Origin of the sequence: Nibrella saemangeumensis (assembly GCF_039541915.1) — a bacterium.
GTDB lineage: Bacteria > Bacteroidota > Bacteroidia > Cytophagales > Spirosomataceae > Nibrella > Nibrella saemangeumensis.
Genome location: NZ_BAABHD010000005.1, coordinates 163,111 through 182,263 on the forward strand (window position 1 = coordinate 163,111; position 19,153 = coordinate 182,263).

18 protein-coding genes are annotated in these 19,153 nt (G+C 54.6%); 11 read left to right on the forward strand and 7 right to left on the reverse strand.

Annotation, left to right across the window (positions count from 1 at the left end; translation table 11 throughout):
• Positions 1-36 precede the first annotated feature (36 nt).
• From ABD949_RS02585 to ABD949_RS02600, 4 genes are all read left to right on the forward strand, one after another.
• Positions 37-1,140, forward strand: a complete 1,104-nt coding sequence (locus ABD949_RS02585; protein WP_345240256.1) for a hypothetical protein — start codon at positions 37-39, stop codon at positions 1,138-1,140.
• A 146-nt stretch (positions 1,141-1,286) separates the two neighbouring features.
• Positions 1,287-2,714, forward strand: a complete 1,428-nt coding sequence (locus ABD949_RS02590) for a Gfo/Idh/MocA family protein (RefSeq protein WP_345240258.1) — start codon at positions 1,287-1,289, stop codon at positions 2,712-2,714.
• A 43-nt stretch (positions 2,715-2,757) separates the two neighbouring features.
• Positions 2,758-3,420 (forward strand): 3-keto-disaccharide hydrolase, encoded by a 663-nt coding sequence (locus ABD949_RS02595; protein WP_425576723.1) that lies wholly within the window; start codon positions 2,758-2,760, stop codon positions 3,418-3,420.
• A gap of 155 nt (positions 3,421-3,575) precedes the next feature.
• On the forward strand, positions 3,576-6,881 hold the full coding sequence (locus tag ABD949_RS02600) for a WD40/YVTN/BNR-like repeat-containing protein (protein WP_345240260.1): 3,306 nt from the start codon (positions 3,576-3,578) through the stop codon (positions 6,879-6,881).
• An 84-nt stretch (positions 6,882-6,965) separates the two neighbouring features.
• Here the strand turns inward: ABD949_RS02600 and recG are convergent, their stop codons facing one another.
• The 5 genes from recG to rplU all read right to left on the reverse strand — a co-directional run bounded on the left by recG (position 6,966) and on the right by rplU (position 12,172).
• Positions 6,966-9,074 (reverse strand): ATP-dependent DNA helicase RecG, encoded by a 2,109-nt coding sequence (gene recG, locus ABD949_RS02605; protein WP_345240965.1) that lies wholly within the window; start codon positions 9,072-9,074, stop codon positions 6,966-6,968.
• An 81-nt stretch (positions 9,075-9,155) separates the two neighbouring features.
• A complete protein-coding gene (locus ABD949_RS02610; RefSeq protein ID WP_345240261.1) occupies positions 9,156-10,568 on the reverse strand; it encodes a DUF5723 family protein in 1,413 nt (470 codons plus the stop codon).
• A 105-nt stretch (positions 10,569-10,673) separates the two neighbouring features.
• Positions 10,674-11,276: a NifU family protein gene (locus ABD949_RS02615; protein ID WP_345240263.1), complete on the reverse strand. Its 603-nt coding sequence runs from the start codon at positions 11,274-11,276 to the stop codon at positions 10,674-10,676.
• Positions 11,277-11,475: 199 nt separating this feature from the next.
• Complete coding sequence (gene rpmA, locus ABD949_RS02620; RefSeq protein WP_345240264.1) at positions 11,476-11,775, reverse strand: 50S ribosomal protein L27; 300 nt, start codon at positions 11,773-11,775, stop codon at positions 11,476-11,478.
• Between the two features lie 85 nt (positions 11,776-11,860).
• Positions 11,861-12,172: a 50S ribosomal protein L21 gene (rplU, locus tag ABD949_RS02625; protein ID WP_345240266.1), complete on the reverse strand. Its 312-nt coding sequence runs from the start codon at positions 12,170-12,172 to the stop codon at positions 11,861-11,863.
• A gap of 239 nt (positions 12,173-12,411) precedes the next feature.
• Between rplU and ABD949_RS02630 the strand changes: the two genes are divergently transcribed.
• The gene (locus tag ABD949_RS02630; protein ID WP_345240268.1) at positions 12,412-13,011 is read left to right on the forward strand and encodes a hypothetical protein; all 600 of its coding nucleotides are present in this window, start codon (positions 12,412-12,414) and stop codon (positions 13,009-13,011) included.
• A complete protein-coding gene (locus tag ABD949_RS02635; RefSeq protein WP_345240270.1) occupies positions 13,008-13,334 on the forward strand; it encodes an integrase core domain-containing protein in 327 nt (108 codons plus the stop codon). The genes ABD949_RS02630 and ABD949_RS02635 overlap by 4 nt, the downstream gene beginning before the upstream one ends.
• A 27-nt stretch (positions 13,335-13,361) precedes the next feature.
• Here ABD949_RS02635 and ABD949_RS02640 read toward each other — a convergent pair whose 3' ends face one another.
• The gene (locus ABD949_RS02640; RefSeq protein ID WP_345240272.1) at positions 13,362-13,817 is read right to left on the reverse strand and encodes a PaaI family thioesterase; all 456 of its coding nucleotides are present in this window, start codon (positions 13,815-13,817) and stop codon (positions 13,362-13,364) included.
• Positions 13,818-13,949: 132 nt separating this feature from the next.
• Here ABD949_RS02640 and ABD949_RS02645 point away from each other — a divergent pair, with 132 nt between their 5' ends.
• The 4 genes from ABD949_RS02645 to nagA all read left to right on the forward strand — a co-directional run bounded on the left by ABD949_RS02645 (position 13,950) and on the right by nagA (position 17,420).
• Positions 13,950-14,717: a phosphosulfolactate synthase gene (locus ABD949_RS02645; RefSeq protein ID WP_345240274.1), complete on the forward strand. Its 768-nt coding sequence runs from the start codon at positions 13,950-13,952 to the stop codon at positions 14,715-14,717.
• Between the two features lie 81 nt (positions 14,718-14,798).
• The gene (locus ABD949_RS02650; protein ID WP_345240276.1) at positions 14,799-15,452 is read left to right on the forward strand and encodes a DedA family protein; all 654 of its coding nucleotides are present in this window, start codon (positions 14,799-14,801) and stop codon (positions 15,450-15,452) included.
• A 91-nt stretch (positions 15,453-15,543) separates the two neighbouring features.
• Positions 15,544-16,287 (forward strand): shikimate dehydrogenase family protein, encoded by a 744-nt coding sequence (locus tag ABD949_RS02655; RefSeq protein WP_345240278.1) that lies wholly within the window; start codon positions 15,544-15,546, stop codon positions 16,285-16,287.
• 5 nt (positions 16,288-16,292) lie between these two features.
• Positions 16,293-17,420 (forward strand): N-acetylglucosamine-6-phosphate deacetylase, encoded by a 1,128-nt coding sequence (gene nagA / locus ABD949_RS02660; RefSeq protein ID WP_345240279.1) that lies wholly within the window; start codon positions 16,293-16,295, stop codon positions 17,418-17,420.
• A 127-nt stretch (positions 17,421-17,547) separates the two neighbouring features.
• Here nagA and ABD949_RS02665 read toward each other — a convergent pair whose 3' ends face one another.
• On the reverse strand, positions 17,548-18,054 hold the full coding sequence (locus tag ABD949_RS02665) for a GNAT family N-acetyltransferase (protein WP_345240281.1): 507 nt from the start codon (positions 18,052-18,054) through the stop codon (positions 17,548-17,550).
• Between the two features lie 114 nt (positions 18,055-18,168).
• Here ABD949_RS02665 and ABD949_RS02670 point away from each other — a divergent pair, with 114 nt between their 5' ends.
• Positions 18,169-19,152 carry an alcohol dehydrogenase catalytic domain-containing protein gene (locus ABD949_RS02670; protein WP_345240283.1) on the forward strand — a complete coding sequence of 328 codons (984 nt, stop codon included), beginning with the start codon at positions 18,169-18,171 and terminating at the stop codon, positions 19,150-19,152.
• Position 19,153: the final 1 nt, after the last annotated feature.

Sequence of the window (19,153 nt, forward strand, 5' to 3'; positions counted from 1 at the left end):
TGGGTACTTACTGTTTAACCTTTTATAGAGAACGTTATGGCAAATTCAGCAAACCTTTCAGACGGTGCCAGGGAAGCCAACCAGGTATCCGCCGACGATGCCGATATCATGTTTGGGGCCGATCAGGCCGAAACACATATGGTAAAACTGGTAGATGGCAAACTCGTGTCTACCATGAGTTCCGAAGCTACCATTAGCGACGACCAGCCCCGCATCCGTTTAGGCAGCGATGAGGAGCGGGCACTGGACCATAGTACCGATACCGACCGGCCCCGCAACGAGCAGGGTACCGACACGGAGCCAGACCCGCAGGGAGCCGAAAAGAAATACGAGAATTCAGCGGCAGCGCTCCGCGCCGGTGGCGGCATAGGCGACAGCCGTGTAGTGCCCAATGACCCCATTGCCGTTGCCGGCATAACCGGTAATCCGGCCGCCGGAGCCGAGGTCAATACCGGTTACCTGACGGACGATACCGACGAAAACCAGCAAAACGATCAGACAACACAGGATTCAGGTGCCACGCCAACGGCTGGCTTTACGGTACAGATGATGACGCCGGGTTATCCCAACCCATCGACACCCGACCCGAACACCCCGGTACCACCGGCACCCGAAACACCGCAGCCACCGACGCCACCGTCGCCGGCACCGGAAATACCCACTATACCGTCTCCCACCACGCCGAACGTCCCGGATATCAATGGGGGTAGCGTAACCAACGAGTACGAAACCAACATGAGCGCCAACCGCGACGGTTCAAAAGCCGACTCTATGGCCGATGGCGGTATCTATTCGGGACTGGATGCTGGTCCGCGTTCGGTAGACACGCAGGATATATCGTCGAAGTCAGACCCCAACCGCGATCCGGAAGAGGGCATGAAAGATCACGGCCACACGGGACCGTCTTCAAGGCCCTATGATGAAGACGAGACCGATACGCATTCATACGAGTCCGCCGAGCGGCCGCAGGAGACGGCCCAGATGATGGACCAGCCCCGCGAGGCTATGGACGAAAGCGCCGTGAAAGCCGGTCAGATCAAAGAAAACACCTCACCACGCGATCCCTCGGAGGTAAAATCCACGGACATGCTGGATGTGAAGTACAACGATCCGGAGGCTGCGCGGAATGATGTAATTTAGTGGGGGTAAACGCGACAACTATCCTTTATAGAAAAAGCTTCTCTCTACGGGAAGCTTTTTCTATACCCCCTGCCCCCTGCCCCACTCTCTTGCCCCCTGCCCAAAAAATACGTAACTTACGGGTCCTAACTTAACCCGTTTGTTGGATGAACAATAGTGACCAGTCTTTTTCCGGCGGTAATCCTTCGCGCCGTTCCTTTCTCAAATCATTAGGTTTAGCGGGTTCGGTAGCAGCCACGGCACCAGCCGCTCTCGCCGAAACAACCAATACCGTCTCCGCTCCTACGTACCTGAACCTGATTAAACGGCACAGCAGCACCGCAGCCAACGACCGCATCCGCATGGGCCTGATCGGGACCGGTGGTATGGGTATCGGCGATATGCAAACGGCGCTGATGGTCGAGGGCGTAGAAATGGTGGCTGCCTGCGACCTGTACGACGGCCGTCTGCGCCGGGCCAAAGAACTCTGGGGCGCTAACCTGCCCACCACCCGCGACTACCGCGAAATCATCGACCGTACCGACGTAGACGCCGTTATCAACGCGACCACCGACCATTGGCACGAGAAAATCTCCACCGATGCCATGCGCAAAGGCAAGCACGTATACTGCGAGAAGCCGATGGTGCAGAAGGTCGAAGACGGTCATACGCTCATTAAAGTCCAGAAAGAAACCGGCAAGGTATTTCAGGTCGGCAGCCAGTTCGTCAGCTCCATCATTCAGGCGAAGGCGAAAGAGCTGCTGAAAGCCGGTGATATCGGCGAGTTAGTCTTTGCCGAAGCCCAATATGACCGCCACAGCGCCATGGGTGCCTGGCAGTATTCGATTCCGCCCGATGCCTCTCCGCAGACGGTAGACTGGGATCGGTATTTGGGCTCTGCTCCTAAGCGCCCCTGGGACCCGCTCCGCTTTTTCCGCTGGCGGAACTACCAGGACTACGGCACGGGCGTAGCCGGTGATTTGTTTGTGCACCTACTCTCGACGCTGCACTTCGTAACCGGTGCCAAAGGACCAAACCGGGTGTATTCCAGCGGTGGGCTGCGCTACTGGAAAGATGGCCGCGATGTACCCGATATTCAGATGGGTATCTACGATTACCCGAAAACGGCCGAGCATCCAGAGTTTAACCTCACGCTGCGGTCCAACTTCGTCGACGGTGGCGGTGGTGGCTATATGGTGCGCATTGTGGGTACCGAAGGGGATATGTCGATGCGGATGGATAGCCTGATCGTACACCGGAACAAATTCCCCAAAGCACCGGGTCTGTCCATCGACAATTTCCCCAAAGACCAGCAGGAGGCTTACCTGAAGGAATACAACAGGCTGTATCCTGCCCAGCCGGAGATGGAAGGACCGAAGGAGTTCGTGTACAGCGTTCCCAAAAACTACAAGGGCGACCGCTACGAGCACTTCGTGAACTTTTTCAACGCCATCCGCAACAACACCTCGGTGGTCGAAGACGCTACCTTCGGTTTACGTGCCTGCGGACCCACGCAGTGCGGTAACATGAGCCTGTTCCAGAAGCGGATCGTCGGCTGGGACCCCATTGCCATGAAAATCAACAATGCCGTTTAATTTTCCTAAATAGACCATAACCATGACAAAGAGAAGCGTTTTGATGAGCCTGGCAGCCGGCACGATGCTGCTGACGGCCACCATCACCAATGCCCAGAAGCCCGGCAAGTGGGTAGCCCTGTTCGACGGTAAGAAAATTGAAGGCTGGCACAGCTACCACAAAGACAAAGTGGTAGGTTGGAACATCGAAAACGGCACCCTGACGCCCGACGGTACCGGCGGTGACTTGGTGACCAACAAGGAGTACGAGAACTTCGACCTGGAGTTTGAGTTCAAGATTCCGAAAGGCAGCAACAGCGGGGTCATCTACAAGATTATCGACAAGGACGATATCAAAACCACCTACATGTCGGGGCCGGAGTACCAGGTAATTGATGATACCGGCTACAAGGGCATCAACGACAAACAGAAAACCGGAGGCAACTACGATATGCAGGCCCCCAGCGACCTGACCGTGGTGAAACCCGCCGGTGAGTGGAACAAAGGCCGGATTGTGGTTAACAATAACCATGTAGAGCACTACCTGAACGGTAAAAAAGTGGTAGAGTACCATTACGGGGGCGACGAGTGGAAGAAGCAGTTAGCCGCTAGCAAATTCAAGACCTGGCCCTACGCCACTCCCCACGCAAAAGGCAAGATTGCCTTACAGAACCACAGCCCGGAAGAGAAGGTGTGGTACCGGAATATCCGGATTCGGGAGTTGTAACAACAATAAGATAAGTTTCGCGCAAAGAGGTGCCCTGCCGGGACGCCAAGGTGCAGAGAGTACGAAAAGCTCTTTGTGTCTTGGCGTCCCGGCAAGGCACCGCTTTGTGTGGACTCCCTTTTCCAGTACATTTACAGAAATCCATTGGTACTCCTATGCGCAAACAGCTACTTCATCTGCCCTTACTACTTATTCTAACGACGCTACAAACAGTATCCCAACCCCTCCCCACTTCTGTTTTCAAGCAGGTCAAAGCCCGCAGCGTCGGGCCGGGCGTGATGAGCGGCAGGATTACGGCGGTCGATGCCGTGGTGGCCAATCCGGATATCATCTACGCCGGGGCGGCTTCGGGCGGGGTCTGGAAAAGCGAAAACGGCGGCCTGTCGTGGAAACCGGTATTCGACGAGCAGGCCAACATCAACATCGGCTCCCTGGCTATTCAGCAAAGCAACCCCAGCGTGGTGTGGGCGGGCACCGGCGAAGGCAATCCCCGTAACTCCATCAACCTGGGCAACGGCATCTATAAAACAATCGACGGTGGCCGGACCTGGAAGCGCATGGGGCTGGAAAAGTCCCTCAACATCCACCGCATCCTGATCGACCCCACCAATCCCAACATCGTCTACGCCGGGGTCATCGGCAACCCCTTCGGCGACCATCCGGAGCGGGGCGTGTATAAAACAACGGATGGCGGTCAGTCGTGGGAGCGGGTGCTGTACACCAACGAGAAGTCCGGCGTGGCGGATATGGTGATGGACCCCAGCAACCCGAACAAGCTGGTGGTGGCCATGTGGCAGCACCGCCGGACACCCTGGGACTTTCAGTCGGGCGGACCGGGCTCGGGTCTGTACATTACCTACGATGGCGGCAAGACATGGTCGAAGAAAGAGAAAGCAGCCGGGCTGCCGGAGGGCGACTTTGGCCGGCTTGGTCTCTCCATCGCCCGCAGTATGCCGAACCGCATCTATGCGCTGGTAGAGGCTTCTAAAAACGGCCTATACCGCTCCGACGATGGCGGAGAAAAGTGGGAGAAGGTGACCGAAGACCCTTCTATTGTGACCAACCGGCCGTTCTACTTCAACGAAATCTTTGTTGACCCCAAGAATGAAAACCGGCTGTATATGATTTACCAGCCGATAGCCGTCAGCGAAGACGGTGGTGAGTCGTTCAAGGTTATTGCCACGCTGGAGCAGGTCCACGCCGACCACCACGCTTTCTGGGTTCATCCCGATAATCCGAACTTCATCATCGACGGCAACGACGGCGGTATCGCCATCAGCCGCGACCGGGGCAAGACCTGGATTTTTCCGGAGGGCATCGCCATTGGGCAGTTTTACCACATCAATGTCGATAACGAGATACCCTACAACATCTACGGCGGGTTGCAGGATAACGGTTCATGGACCGGTCCGTCCTATACCTTCGCGCAGGGCGGTCTGCGCAACTATTACTGGCAGGTGGTGCTGTACGGCGACGGCTTCGATGTCGTGCCCGACCCGGAAGACTCCCGCTACGGCTATGCCATGTCGCAGGGTGGTAATCTGGCCCGCTACGACAAGCAGACCGGCCGCTCCAGCTTTATTAAGCCCATCAGTCCGGATACCAAAACCCGGCTGCGGTTCAATTGGAACGCCGGTGTTGCTCTCGACCCTACCGACAAACGCACCCTCTACTACGGCAGCCAGTTCCTGCACAGATCCAGCGATAAGGGCCTGACCTGGGAAACCATCTCCCCCGACCTGACGCTGAACAAGCCCGAGCAGCAGCGCCAGGACCAAAGCGGTGGCCTGACCCTCGACATTACCAGCGCCGAAAACCACAATACCATCCTGACCGTTGCGCCGAGTCAGTCGGAGAAAGGCGTGATCTGGGTCGGCACCGACGATGGCAACGTGCAGCTCACCCGCGACGGCGGCAAGACCTGGAGCAACCTCCGCGACCGCCTGCCGGGTCTGCCCAAAGAAGCCTGGATTCCGCAAATCACTACCTCGCGCCACCGGCCAGGGGAAGCTTATGTGGTTGCCAACCACTACCGCATGGGCAACGATTTTTCGCCGTACATCTACCGCACCACCAACTACGGCCAAAGCTGGACCCGGCTGGTGGACGACAAGAAAGTGAACGGCTACGCGCTCTGTTTCCTGCAGGACCCCACCGAACCCCGGCTGATGTTTGCCGGCACCGAACACGGCCTGTGGGTAAGCATCGACGAAGGCCAGACCTGGACGCAGTGGAAAGAAGGCCTGCCGTCGGTATCTACCATGGACCTGGCCATTCAGGAGCGCGAAGCCGATCTGGTGGTTGGCACTTTCGGCCGGGCCATTTACGTGCTGGACGACATCAAACCCCTGCGCCGGCTGGCCAACCAGGGCATAAACAAAACGCTCGACCAGCCGCTGGTAGCGTTTGAGCCGACCGAAGCCTACCTGGCCAACTACCGCAACCCAGTGGGCTACATGAACGAAACGGATAACCTGTACCAGGCCACCAACCGCCCGGCCGGTGCTACGCTGACGTACTACCTGAAACCCAAAAGCACCGCAGCCGCCGTAACCGCATCGGCCAAACCCGCCGAACCCGTTGCCAGAGGTCGGCAGGCCCGCCAGAAGGTGACGGTGAACAGGGAAACCGGCAACGTACTACCCACCGAACTACCCGCCGGCAGGGCCGATACCACGCAGGCGAAGAAAGCCGCCGGCAAAAAAACGGATACTTTATACGTACGGCTCTACGACGAGCGCAACCAACTCATCCGCACGCTGAAGCAGGTACCTGATTCGGCGCTGGGCATGCAGCGGCTTACCTGGAACCTGAGCGAACGCGGGCTGCGTCAGCCCGGCAGCGCCAAACCCAAACCCACCGATGCCGAACCGGCGGGTACCCCCGTTATGCCCGGCCGCTACAAAGCCGTATTTGCCTACGCCGGGGCCAAAGACTCGACCATGGTGACGGTAAAAGCCGATCCACGGGTGCCTTACAACCGCGAAACCATGGTAGCCCGCCGGGCGCTGCTGGACCGGCTGAACGCCCACACCCGCCAGTTGACCGAAGCCACCGACCGCATTCAGGAAGCCACCGAAGCCGCCGAGCTGCTGACCAATCAGCTAAAGGACCGCACCGGTACCGATATGGAAACCCTGCGGAAGAACACCAAAACCGTGCAGGACTCGCTCAAAGCCTTACGCGACCTGGTTGTGGGTAAGAAGATGGAGAAGCAGGGCTATGGCCGACCGTATATGCTGACGCCGGTATCGAAGCTGCAGGAAGCGCGGATGTACATAGCCGGACGGACAGAACCCGTTACCCAAACCGAAACCCGGCTGGTGGAGCAGGCCGAACAGCTTACCCAGGAAGCGCTGAACAAAGTCAACCAGTTCTTCCGCACCCAGTGGGCCGATTACCGCCAGAAAATAGAAGCCGCTCCGCTGCCGATTGTAAAGACGTACGCGGAGATTAAATGAGTGTACCACGGAATATAAATCAGGCGTATTCGGAAGGTAATCAGCCCGGGAGTCAGCGTCGGGAATCACCTTCACACCTGAGGACTAACTGATCCGGCTCCAGTTAGTTTCTTCTTTGCGTAAGGCGTCCAGATGATTGCGGATGGGTGCGTGCTGCGGCAATACCAGATGCGGGTCTTCGTCCAGAATTTTCTGGGCCGACTCGCGGGCAGCTGCCAGGATGGCTCCGTCTTTGGCCAGGTCGGCAATCATCAGGTCCATCACGCCACTTTGCTGGGTGCCCGTCAGGTCGCCGGGGCCGCGGAGTTGCAGGTCTACGTCGGCAATCTCGAAACCGTTGTTTGTTTTAACCATGGTTTCAATGCGGGTGCGGGTATCTTTGCTGAGTTTGTATCCGGTCATCAGCACGCAGTACGACTGGTCGGCACCCCGGCCAACCCGCCCCCTTAGCTGGTGCAACTGGGCCAGGCCAAACCGCTCAGCGCTTTCAATGACCATTACGCTGGCGTTAGGCACGTTTACGCCTACCTCGATGACAGTCGTTGCGACCATGATGTGCGTCTCCCGCTTCTGGAAGCGCTTCATCTCGTCGTCTTTCTCATACGGCAGCATCCGGCCGTGCAGGATACCCACTTCGTACTTCGGCCTGGGAAACGCCCGCTGGATGCTCTCGAAGCCGTCCATCAGGTCTTTGTAGTCAAGCTTCTCCGACTCCTCAATCAGTGGGTATACCACATATACCTGCCGGCCCAGCTCGATCTGCTGACGCATAAAACCAAATACCTCCGACCGGTGCTTATCGAACTTATGAACCGTTTTGATCGGCTTCCGACCCGCCGGCAGCTCGTCAATGATGGATATATCCAGGTTGCCGTACAGCGTCATGGCCAGCGTCCGCGGGATGGGCGTAGCGGTCATGACCAGAATGTGCGGGGGCACGTCTTCATTCTTGGCCCACATTTTGGCCCTTTGCGCGACACCAAACCGGTGCTGCTCGTCGATGATGCACAGGCCCAGGTTCTGGAACTGCACGGTATCCTCCAGGAGGGCGTGAGTACCCACAATAATGTGCATCTTTCCCGTCTGCAACTCCTCGTGCAGTACGCGCCGGCGTTTGGTAGTGGTGGAGCCGGTCAGGATGCCAATGTTCAGGCCCAGCGCATCTGCAAAGAGTTTCAGGCCCTCGTAATGCTGATCGGCCAGAATTTCGGTGGGGGCCATCATACAGGCCTGGGCCCCGTTGGATAGGGCCATCAGCATGGCAATAAAGGCGACGATAGTCTTTCCGCTACCGACATCGCCCTGTAGCAGCCGGTTCATCTGTTTACCGCTGACAAAATCAGCGTAGATTTCCTTCAGCACCCGCTTCTGCGCGTTGGTCAGGTCGAAGGGCAAATGGTCTTTGTAGAACGCCGTTACCAGCCCGGCATTTCGGAATACCTGGCCCGGATTTTCATTTTTCTGGAGGAGTTTGTTCTTGATGAGCCGGAGCTGGTTGTAGAACAACTCCTCGAATTTCAGCCGCCGTTGCGCCTGCACCAGCCAGGCCTGGTTCTGCGGCAGGTGGATATTCCACATGGCATCGCGCTTGGATACCAGCCGAAAGTGCTGAACGAGCGATTCGGGCAGTGTTTCGCGGATGTGCGGATAGGCACCTTCCAGCAGGTTCCGCATGATGGTGCCGATGGCCTTGCTGTCGAGGTGCCGCCGGCGAAGCTTTTCGGTCAGGCTGTAAACGGGGTAGAACCCCCGCGGCACGTCTGTATCCGGGCTGAGGTTATCCAGTTCGGGATGCACAATGCTGAACTGCCCACCAAAAGATTGCGGCTTACCGTAGGCGATGTACTCGCCGTTACGCCGGAGGTTTTTTTCCAGCCATGTCAGCCCCTGAAACCACACCAGGTTCATGGTACCGGTACCGTCGGTAAAGGTGCCGACCATCCGTTTTTTCGGTCCTTCCCCTTCGAAATACCAGTCGCGCAGGCGACCGCGAATCTGAGCGGCCGCTAAGCTGTCGTCCAGCTCGCTGATGGTATGAAAGCGGGTACGGTCGTCGTAACGGAAGGGATAATACTGAATGAGGTCGCCATAGGTGAAGATATTGAGTTCTGTGTTCAATAGCTCCGCCCGTTGCGGTCCAACGCCTTTCAGAAATTCAATTCGGGTGTCAAAAAAGGTGGTTCGCTCGGTCATACGTGCCCGGTCATGCGCCCGAAACTGGTACTGCATTTATTGGTAACACCCAAATCTACATAATTTAGGGAAATTTGCGCACTACAGTGTTTTTCGGTTCAGACCGAAGGCCACGCCACCGTACACGTCTATACCACGGGGCGCAAAACCATTCCGGCCGCTGCCCATGAGCCCCATAATGTTGTCGGAGCCCAGCCAGAAGGGACCAAGCCTGCCGGCCAGGCCAACCATTATGCCTCGATTCAGGTAGGCAATAGGTATTGAAGCCTCGATAAGCCGCGTTGTGAAGCGGGGGGTAATCGCAATCAGCGTTGGCTGGTGCATGGCAATGGCCGTAAGCCCCCGCATATTCTGAAACCAGACTACACTCATCCCTAAACCTGCAGGCGATTGCCATTCGGCCGCTAGGTTAAGGGCGGTAGGTAATCCGGAACGAAAGCTTCTTTTACCACTGGCGGGTTCTATGTCCAGTTTCTGCCGCAGAACGCCGGCAATGTCTTCACTGCCCCCCACCTGATCAAAATCCGACGGGTAGAACCGTACATTCTGCCGCTGCACATCGTAAGCCTGGCCTTCATAGCGAATGCTCCCGATATCCATCAGCGAACCGCTCAACCGCAGCAGCGGAGCGTCCTCGTCGACCTGTGCGATATACGAGACCCCCAGGTCGACACCCCAGCCATTGCCGGGTGCTTCAGGATTTAACAATGTCCGTGGTGAGAAGTTGCGCCCCTGTAAAAAGCTGGTATAGCCCAGATCAGCATCCACCTGGTTTACCTCGAGGTAGCCTTCATCCCGCCCTGTCTGGTCAAACTGGATCTGGTAATCGAGGCCCCGGTTGATCAGGTGCCCGGATGTATAGCCAAACAGGCGTTTAACCGTGATACCGCCCAACAGCTTTTGACCCTCATCTTCCAGAAGCGTATAGGCAAAGGTAAGCGCCACTTCGGCGTAGGTGTTGGTATTGATGCTAAACTTATTGTCCCGGCTGGGAATGCTAAACAAGGCAGAATCGCGGAGGCTGGCCCGGAGCGCCGATAACAATTGCTCAGAAGCGCCCGAGACCTGAGCAGCCGCCCGGAGCCGGGAGGTAAAGCCCAGGCCCCCCCGTGGACCAGTCTTAAACTGCAGGGCCGGTCCGCGTACTTCTCCCCAAAGCGTACCATATTTAGACTTGCCGTCCAAGATTTCGCGGGTGTAGTCCATCTGAAACGCCAGAGAGCCATCAGGCCGGCGAAACCGGTTAGGCACGTTTTGGGCCAGCAGCGTCAGCAGGGAATACGGTGCATTGTATCGAACGTAGTTGTTATCGGCGTGGACATTGGCGGTAAACAGGTTGGCATCGTAGGAATGCGGAGAATCAGCCGCCAGCGCCGGATTGAGGTAAATGCGATGGGTACCACCATAAGGACTGGTCGTTATCCCCAGCAGGTTTTGTGCCTGACTCGTCACCGACAGCAGCCCGGCCAGCACTAACAAAATTATATGCCTCATGCAAGGTGTAGTTGAAAAAAGCGTCATATCGTATACTAAACGCTATACTACCCCTTGCGTTGGCAAATGCTTGTTTATTTTAGTTAATGGCAGTACTCAGCAGCCTTAAACACCTTCAGCTTCTACCTGCTTCACCTCCGGAACCAAACGGGTCAGCAGGTTCTCAATACCGGCTTTCAGCGTGAGGGTGGATGACGGACAGCCGCTGCAGGAGCCTTGCAGGAGCACTTTAACGGTGCCGGAATTTTCGTCAAACGAATAGAAGTTAATAGCTCCGCCATCTGACTCAACCGCCGGGCGAACGTACTGATCAAGTACCGCTTTAATCTTCTGTACGGTCTCACTATCTGCCTCCACTTTAGTTGAGTTGGCATCCATCGTGCGCTGACTGAAGACCAGCTTCTGCTCTTCAAAGTATTGCTTGATATAAAACTTTAGTTCGAAAAGCACATCGTTCCAATCGGTCGCATCATCCTTGGTAACCGTAATGAAATTGCTGGAGATAAACACCCGGCGGACAAAGTCGAAACCAAACAGCGCCACTGCCAGCGGAGAGTTCTTACCTTCCAGCAGGGCATCACCCGGTTCAGCATAGTCGAAGGACAGGCCTTCGGGCACCAGCGGAAAATTCAGCACAAACTTCATGGAGTTCGGGTTCGGGCTGGACTCCGTATACAGCATGACGGGGGGACGCAGTAGTGAGTTCATATTATCTGATTAGTTAAGTCGTCTGTTCTTGCTTCCGACTTCACGGAAGCCTGTGCTTTGCTAACAGACGGAAAAAACTTTTAGTTTACGGCAAACAAAAAACCTGTTCCCGCACAGGCCGGAACAGGTTTATCCTACTTACGATTTACAGTTCGATCCAAAAACCACCTTCAGTAAACCGCAACGTTCTTATACTTGCTTATTCTGCTGCTACGGGAGCAGAAGCTTCAGCCGTAGTGGTCGTCTCAAACGGAACAATGCTCACGTACGAGCGATTGTCGCGACCTTTCCGGAACTGAACCGTACCGTCGACCAATGCAAACAGCGTATGGTCTCTGCCCAGGCCTACATTCTGGCCGGGGTGATGCTTTGTGCCACGCTGGCGAATAATAATATTGCCGGCGATTGCTTTCTGGCCACCAAACAGCTTAACGCCCAAACGTTTGCTGATCGAATCCCGGCCGTTTTTGGAACTACCTACACCTTTCTTGTGTGCCATTTTCTTTAAACGAGTTTATGGTTCCAGGCTTCAGGTTCCACGTTACAGAAGCGAACTTGAAACGTTGAAACCTTAAACTTGAAACTTACAGGGTGATGTCTTCAATCAACACCTTGGTCAGGTACTGACGGTGACCATTTTTCTTCTTGTAGCCTTTTCTACGCTTCTTTTTGAAGACGATTACTTTTTCGCCTTTCAGGTGTTCGACGATCTTGGCTGAGATCGACGCACCTTCAACGAGCGGAGCCCCTACGGTTATGCTTCCGTCGTTATCAACAAGGAGTACCTTGTCGAACACAAGTGCAGCGTCCGCGTCGCCTTCCAACCGATGGGTGTAGACGGTACGGCCCTTCTCTACTTTAAATTGCTGACCTGCGATCTCTACGATTGCGTACATGATTTTTGACCTATAATTTGGAAATGAGGGGCAAAATTACGGAATCTTTAGCCGATAGTCAATAGGCTGTTAGTCAATAGTGGAAAGAATATTTGAGACGTTAGATGTTGGACGTTAGACATTGGACTTAGCTGTTGAATTTACTATCTGACATCGAATGTCCAACGTCTAGAATCTACTTGTACTGGTTGATAAGGTTGTTCTTGTTGCTGGCCTGGATTTTGTTGGGTATGAACATGATGAAAATCCATGCAAACGCTGCGCTGACTGTCAAACAACGCCAGGAGGTTAAACGACTCTTTGAGACGGGGCAATTCACCAAAACCCAACTGGCCAAGCAGTTTACCACCTCGACCAAAACCATTGGTAAATGGGTCGATCGCTCCCACTACCAGGATCGCTCCAGCGCCCCGCATCTGCCGGCTGGCTCTGTAACTGACGCCTTTCGGCAAGCCGTCATTGCCTATCGGCAGGCCCATCCCTGGCACGGCCCGGTCCGTATCGCAGCCGAGTTGGAGGCTGACTATGGACACTTTGCCACTAGCACCGTCTATCTGATTTTGCGCCAGGCCGGCCTGACCCGGCCAGCCCCCGCTAAACGAGCTAAGCCCAGCGGCATTCCGGTGGGACGCTATCGCACGCAGATGGATGTCCAGCAGTTGCCAGCCATCAAGGGCAGTAGTGGCTTTGAATACAAGATCTCCATCATTCATCTGTCGACCCGCATGAAGTATTCTGAGATTCATGACAATTACCAAAGCGCTACCTTGGCCGCTGTTTATGAGCGCTCTTTGGAGCGACTCCCCCCTTTTTTATCACTTTCACCGACAATGCCATGAGCTTTACCATGAAGTACACCGCTCACGCTGACCGGCGGACCTGCTTTACCAAGACGGTGGAGGGCAGCGGTCGCATTCATGCCTTGATTCCCAAAGGCTCTCCCTGGTGTAATGGTTTTATCGAACGCAGTAATCGGACCGACAACGAAGAGCTGTTTAGTCAGTTTCGTTTCATCGACGCCGAAGATCGCCGGTATCAATTGCGGCTGTGGGAAATGAGCTATAATTGTCGACGACCTCATCAGGGTTTGGGTAATCAGATTCCCCTCAATGTGTACCGAAGAGATTTTCCTATTCAAGCCGTAGCTATGGGAATAACCTAATCAACCAATACAGCTACTGTCTTAAGACTAAAACGGCAACTTCACCGAAGTCTGAATCAGGTTGGTGGCACATTTGGCAATGATCTTGCCCCCGGCGGACCGGATGATGCCCTCCACATGAATGATGTTCTTGCCGGCCCGTATAATCGTGGCCGTTGCCGTGATGGTTTCGCCGAGCCGCGCGCTATGCAGAAAGTCCAGCGTCAGGTTAACAGAGGTGTAGCCATAGTCCCGGCCGAGGGCAAAAACCAGCGATCCGGCAATATCATCCAGGATAGCGGCAGCAGCCCCCCCGTGGAGGACACCCATCGGGTTGGTCATTTCTTCATGGATCGTGTACTCCACTACCAATTCCTTCAGGTCGACCGCCTGTATTCTTCCTTTCAGCCAGCGTCCGAGTGGCGACGGGCTCTTACTCATATCCTGGCCAATCTGGGAGCGGAAAAATTCCAGACGGGGATTTGTTGGTGTGGTTTCTTCCATAAGGCTGCAAAAATAGCATTTAACTAAGTCCATAATGGCCTGACTGCTATATTTTATGGACTTTCCTGTGAGGTTTTGGGGAGTTGTATTAGTTTTGGGGGATTTTTAGAATAGCCTATCTACTACAAGCGAATGAATTATACGCTTACTCAGATACCCGACCGTACCGTAAAACCCCGTCAGAATGGCCTTACCATGGCGATGGACAAAGGCTTAAGCCTCCGTCAAGTTGAGGACTTTCTATCCACATCCGCCGATTACGTCGACTTAGTCAAGCTGGGCTGGGCCACTTCCTTCGTGACACCTAACCTGAAGGAAAAATTAGCGATCTATAAAGAAGCCGGCGTGCCGGTCTACTTTGGAGGAACCCTGTTCGAAGCCTTTGTTGTCCGCGACCAGTTTGACGACTACCGCCGACTGATCGATACGTATGATTTAGCCTACGCTGAAGTCTCTGACGGTTCGATTGAAATGAATCAGGACACCAAGTGCGACTACATCCGGCAACTGGCTCAGCAGGTAACGGTTCTTTCGGAAGTGGGCTCGAAGGATGAAGCTAAAATCATTCCACCCTACAAGTGGATTCAGTTGATGAAAGCTGAACTGGAAGCGGGTGCCTGGAAGGTGATTGGTGAAGCCCGCGAGGGTGGTACCGTTGGCCTGTTCCGCTCCAGCGGAGAAGTACGTCAGGGTCTGGTTGAAGAGATTCTGACGCAGGTACCTTCCGAAAGCATTATCTGGGAGGCTCCGCAAAAAGAACAGCAGGTTTGGTTTGTAAAGCTTCTGGGCGCCAATGTTAACCTGGGTAACATTGCTCCTCACGAAGTTATACCGCTTGAAACCATCCGGCTCGGTCTGCGTGGTGATACATTTACTCACTTTTTAAACGGAAAACATTAACTGTTTCAGGTTTAGCGTTTCAGGTTTCAAGTTTGGTAAGAACATAAAACCTTAAACGCTAAACTTGAAACATCAACGCTTATGGAACTCATACAATCGCTTCTCGACTTTCTGTTGCACCTCGACCGTTACCTGGATAGCTGGGCGAACGAATATGGTGTGTTGGTATACGGTATCCTGTTTCTGATTGTCTTTACCGAAACCGGGCTGATTGTGATGCCCTTATTACCGGGTGACTCGCTGCTGTTTGCCGCCGGAGCCCTGGCGGCCCGGCCGACCAACGACCTCAGCGTCTGGGTTATTATCCCGCTGCTGATCGTTGCGGCCCTGCTGGGCGACAACGTCAATTATTTCGTCGGTAAGTTTCTGGGCAATAAAATCAAAATGCGGGAGCGTATCCTGTTTTTTAAACGAGAGTATATATCCGAAACGGAGAAGTTCTACGCCAAGCATGGTGGCCGGACCGTCATTATCGCCCGGTTTATTCCAATTGTTCGCACCATTGCGCCGTTTGTGGCTGGAGCAGGTAGTATGGACTATGGGCGCTACATTCGGTTTTGCATTATCGGAGCCCTGTTGTGGGTAATCAGTATCACCATGCTGGGCTACTTCCTGGGCAACATTCCGGTTGTACAAAGGAACTTCGAGTTCGTTGTCTTTGGCATTGTGGGTATTTCCGTACTACCGATGGTTTTCGAGGCCGTAAAGCGTAAGATGCGTCGGGCTGCCGTTTAACAACCGATTTTACATATAATTGATAGCCCTGTTTCGGTAAACCCGCGACAGGGCTATTTTTGTATCGGACGTACAAACCCGCTACTGTACAATGAAACAATTCGGCCTGATTGGCTTTCCGCTGACCCACTCCTTTTCCAAAAAATACTTTGCCGATAAATTCGAACGCGAAGGCATCAGCGACTGCCGCTACGACCTGTTCGAGCTACCCGACATTGCCGACCTGCCGCAAGTCCTGCAAACACCTGACCTGCGAGGCCTGAACGTTACCATTCCGCATAAACAGGCCGTCTTCCCCTACCTCGACCGGCTTGACAGCTCTGCTCAAAAAGTAGGAGCAGTAAATGTCATTCGATTGGAAGAAGACGGTACCCGCACCGGTTTTAACTCCGATTATTACGGCTTCCGGCAGTCGCTGGAGGAGTGGTTCAGGGGTTTGGATACAGACACGAATGGATTGAAAGCGCTGGTGCTGGGCACCGGCGGAGCCGCCAAAGCCGTAACGGTGGTGCTAACCGACCTGGATATTCCCTACCGGCTGGTCTCCCGCACCGCATCAACCGATATGCTTACGTACGACGAACTACCGGATGTTCTTTCTGAATACCGTCTTATCATTAATACCTCGCCCGTCGGTACCTACCCGCATACGGATGAGTGCCCCAGCCTTCCTTACGACCAACTCACCGACCAGCATCTGTTGTACGACCTGATCTACAACCCTGCCGAAACCCTGTTTATGCGCAAAGGCCGTGAGCGCGGAGCCGCTACCCACAACGGCCACCGAATGCTGGTGCTCCAGGCAGAGAAATCATGGGAAATCTGGAATAGCTAACAACTATGAATGCCACTTTCCACAACGCCACCATCTTCACCGGCAGTGAGTTGTTGCCGAACATGTCTGTTCACATTAACTACGGACGTATTTTGGCAATTTCGTATGGAGTACTGGATGGTGAACATATCGTTGATTTACAAGGCAACTACCTGCTACCGGGCTTTGTCGACCTGCAACTGTACGGTGGCTCTCAGCAGTACCTCAATGAGCATCCAACCGCAGAGACAGTCCGGCATATCTACGAAACGCACCGAAAAAATGGCACTACGTCGGTCGTGCCTACGCTGTATTCAACCTCGCATCAGGTGATCTTGCGGGCTATTGAGGCCGTTCGAACGGTTCAGCGGGAGAATCCATTTGGTGTGTTGGGGCTGCATGTGGAGGGCCCGTATATTAATCCGGAGAAACGGGGAGCCCACAGCCTAAATTATGTGCGCCAGCCCAACGACTCCGAACTGGGCGAGCTTTTCGACCAGGGCGCTGATGTCATTAAACTGCTCACCATCGCCCCGGAAATCTTCTCCGAAGAACAACTTGACAAACTGTTCAACCTGGCAAACAGCACCAGCACCCTTCTTTCCCTCGGCCACAGCAACGCTACTTATCAGCAGGCCACCAACGCCTTCAACAGCGGTATCCCGTTAGCCACCCACCTCTACAATGCCATGCGGGGCTTCGAAAGCCGGGAACCGGTTACCATTGGCGCGATTTTCGACCACCCCAGCGTAAGGGCGAGCCTGATTGCCGACGGTTTTCACTGCGACCCGGTAGCGATCCGAATAGCGCATCGGCAACTGGGAAACCGGCTGTTTCTAATCTCCGACGCTACCTTTGCCAACCCGCCCCGGCCTGAACTAGCGTACGAAGATTTCATTATCCGCTACGAAAACGACCGCTACACCAATCAGGAAGGCAAGCTGGCGGGTTCATCCATCACCCTGCTCGATGCGGTAAAAGTATGCGTAGACAAGGCCGGACTACCGCTAACCGAAGCGTTACGGATGGCATCGACGACGCCGGCGGAGATTATTGGGGCAGCAACTACCCTGGGGAGAGTGCAGACCGGTTATGTGGCCAATCTGGTGGTGCTTGATCAGGCGCTCTCGGTGCAGCGGGTTATTACAGCCTGATATTGTCAGTGAGCCATGCGTTGAGGGGCAGCCATTGCCAGGGTCAGGCCGGAAAGTAAACCCATTACCGCAACGGGGGCAACTGGTTGTAGGTTCTGACTCAGCAGCAGCCCTATCATAGGCTGCACTATCGTACCGACAGCCGCCACCCAATCATGGTATCGGTTTCTTCAAACCGGCTGAAGCCGCATTTTTCCAGCACCCGCATCGACGGCAGATTATCTTTCTCGGTTTCAGCTGTCACAAATTGTACCGCAGGCTGGGCCGCTGCCCATTTTACAGCGGCACCGATGGCCTCAGTTATGTACCCTCTGTTCTGAAAAGCGGTATCTATGCCGTAACCGATTTCGATTTCTCCTGCCGGATTTGGTTCACCCTTGAAACAGAAATCACCGACCCGCTCGCGATTATTCCTGTCAATGATTGACCAGAGTGTAGAATACACATAATCTTTACTCGGATCGGCTACGCTGGGTAAGATCGACTGCTCAAGGGCTTCTTTAAGCTCGGGTACAATCTCTCTGGCAGACGCCTTTATACCCAACTCCTGTTCCAGTGAATTATCCGCCTGAATGTATTTCAACATCTGATTGTAGTTCAGCGGAATAATGACTAATCGCTCTGTTTCCAGCATTTTTATAACTCGGTGTTGCGCCAAAGGTGAACGTTAAAAATACAAAAGGTTATTTTTACCACCACATACTTCGCAAAAAACAACCTTTCCACGCTACGCTTATCCGACCAGCCCATGATGAACGCCGTTGTATTTGATCCTGCTGCCGATACCTTTATGGTTCAACAGGTCCCCGTTCCGCAACCGGACGCCCAGGATGTGCTGATTCGAGTTGAAGCCTGCGGACTGAACCCCGTTGACGCCAAAATAAACCGGCGTAAAAAGTCGCTCCCTAATCAGGGAGCCGGCTGGATTATGGGGCTCGATGTATCGGGGTATATTGAAGCCCTGGGGCCCAATGTAACCGACTGGAAGGCTGGCGACCGCGTTTTATACCACGGCAATTTGCAGCGACCACACGGCGGTTTTGCCGAATACGCCCTGCAAAAAGCCAGTACGCTCATTCCCCATCCCAACGTATCGGCCGTAACCGCAGCCGCTACGCCCTGTGCCGGCTGGACGGCTTGGCGGGCAGTGGTCGATAAACTCCGTATCACCAGCGCCGATTCGATATTTATTGCCGGTGGGGCCGGCGGTGTCGGCAGCTTTGCGCTTCAGATAGCCAGGCACTTCGATCTGTTCCCAATTATCACCACCTGTTCACCCGAGAATGAGAAATATGTGCGGGAACTGGGGGCTACGCATGTAATTGACTACCACAAAGGAAGCATAGCCGAACAGGTTTTGGCCATTACCCAAGACCGTGGTGTGACTAAAGGCCTGGATGCGGTAGGGCCCGATAACGATATCGATGTGGCCAACGCCCTGAGTTTCGAAGGGGAGATGGTAGAGCTTGTCGGTCTGACGCGGCCGGAGAAATACAAAAATTCGTTTGGTCGCGGCCTGGGCTTCCAGCAGTTCTCGCTGGGTTCAGCCCATCAGGCCGGTGCTGCCGGCGAAGCCTTGCTCCGGCAGGTAGGCCAAACCTTCTCCAGACTTGTCGAAGATGGTACCATTACCGTTCCGGTCACCAGGGTCGTTTCTATGGATGAAGTCGCTCAGTCACTGGTTGCTATGCGAAACCAGACTGGCCGTGGCAAAGTGGTTACGGCACTCTGAA

Bases quoted from the DNA above. Each gene is read 5' to 3' on its own strand.
- ABD949_RS02585 (WP_345240256.1), top strand. From the start codon at position 37: ATGGCAAATTCAGCAAACCTTTCAGACGGTGCCAGGGAAGCCAACCAG.
- ABD949_RS02590 (WP_345240258.1), top strand. From the start codon at position 1,287: ATGAACAATAGTGACCAGTCTTTTTCCGGCGGTAATCCTTCGCGCCGT.
- ABD949_RS02595 (WP_425576723.1), top strand. From the start codon at position 2,758: ATGAGCCTGGCAGCCGGCACGATGCTGCTGACGGCCACCATCACCAAT.
- ABD949_RS02600 (WP_345240260.1), top strand. From the start codon at position 3,576: ATGCGCAAACAGCTACTTCATCTGCCCTTACTACTTATTCTAACGACG.
- recG (WP_345240965.1), bottom strand. From the start codon at position 9,074: ATGACCGAGCGAACCACCTTTTTTGACACCCGAATTGAATTTCTGAAA.
- ABD949_RS02610 (WP_345240261.1), bottom strand. From the start codon at position 10,568: ATGAGGCATATAATTTTGTTAGTGCTGGCCGGGCTGCTGTCGGTGACG.
- ABD949_RS02615 (WP_345240263.1), bottom strand. From the start codon at position 11,276: ATGAACTCACTACTGCGTCCCCCCGTCATGCTGTATACGGAGTCCAGC.
- rpmA (WP_345240264.1), bottom strand. From the start codon at position 11,775: ATGGCACACAAGAAAGGTGTAGGTAGTTCCAAAAACGGCCGGGATTCG.
- rplU (WP_345240266.1), bottom strand. From the start codon at position 12,172: ATGTACGCAATCGTAGAGATCGCAGGTCAGCAATTTAAAGTAGAGAAG.
- ABD949_RS02630 (WP_345240268.1), top strand. From the start codon at position 12,412: ATGAAAATCCATGCAAACGCTGCGCTGACTGTCAAACAACGCCAGGAG.
- ABD949_RS02635 (WP_345240270.1), top strand. From the start codon at position 13,008: ATGAGCTTTACCATGAAGTACACCGCTCACGCTGACCGGCGGACCTGC.
- ABD949_RS02640 (WP_345240272.1), bottom strand. From the start codon at position 13,817: ATGGAAGAAACCACACCAACAAATCCCCGTCTGGAATTTTTCCGCTCC.
- ABD949_RS02645 (WP_345240274.1), top strand. From the start codon at position 13,950: ATGAATTATACGCTTACTCAGATACCCGACCGTACCGTAAAACCCCGT.
- ABD949_RS02650 (WP_345240276.1), top strand. From the start codon at position 14,799: ATGGAACTCATACAATCGCTTCTCGACTTTCTGTTGCACCTCGACCGT.
- ABD949_RS02655 (WP_345240278.1), top strand. From the start codon at position 15,544: ATGAAACAATTCGGCCTGATTGGCTTTCCGCTGACCCACTCCTTTTCC.
- nagA (WP_345240279.1), top strand. From the start codon at position 16,293: ATGAATGCCACTTTCCACAACGCCACCATCTTCACCGGCAGTGAGTTG.
- ABD949_RS02665 (WP_345240281.1), bottom strand. From the start codon at position 18,054: ATGCTGGAAACAGAGCGATTAGTCATTATTCCGCTGAACTACAATCAG.
- ABD949_RS02670 (WP_345240283.1), top strand. From the start codon at position 18,169: ATGATGAACGCCGTTGTATTTGATCCTGCTGCCGATACCTTTATGGTT.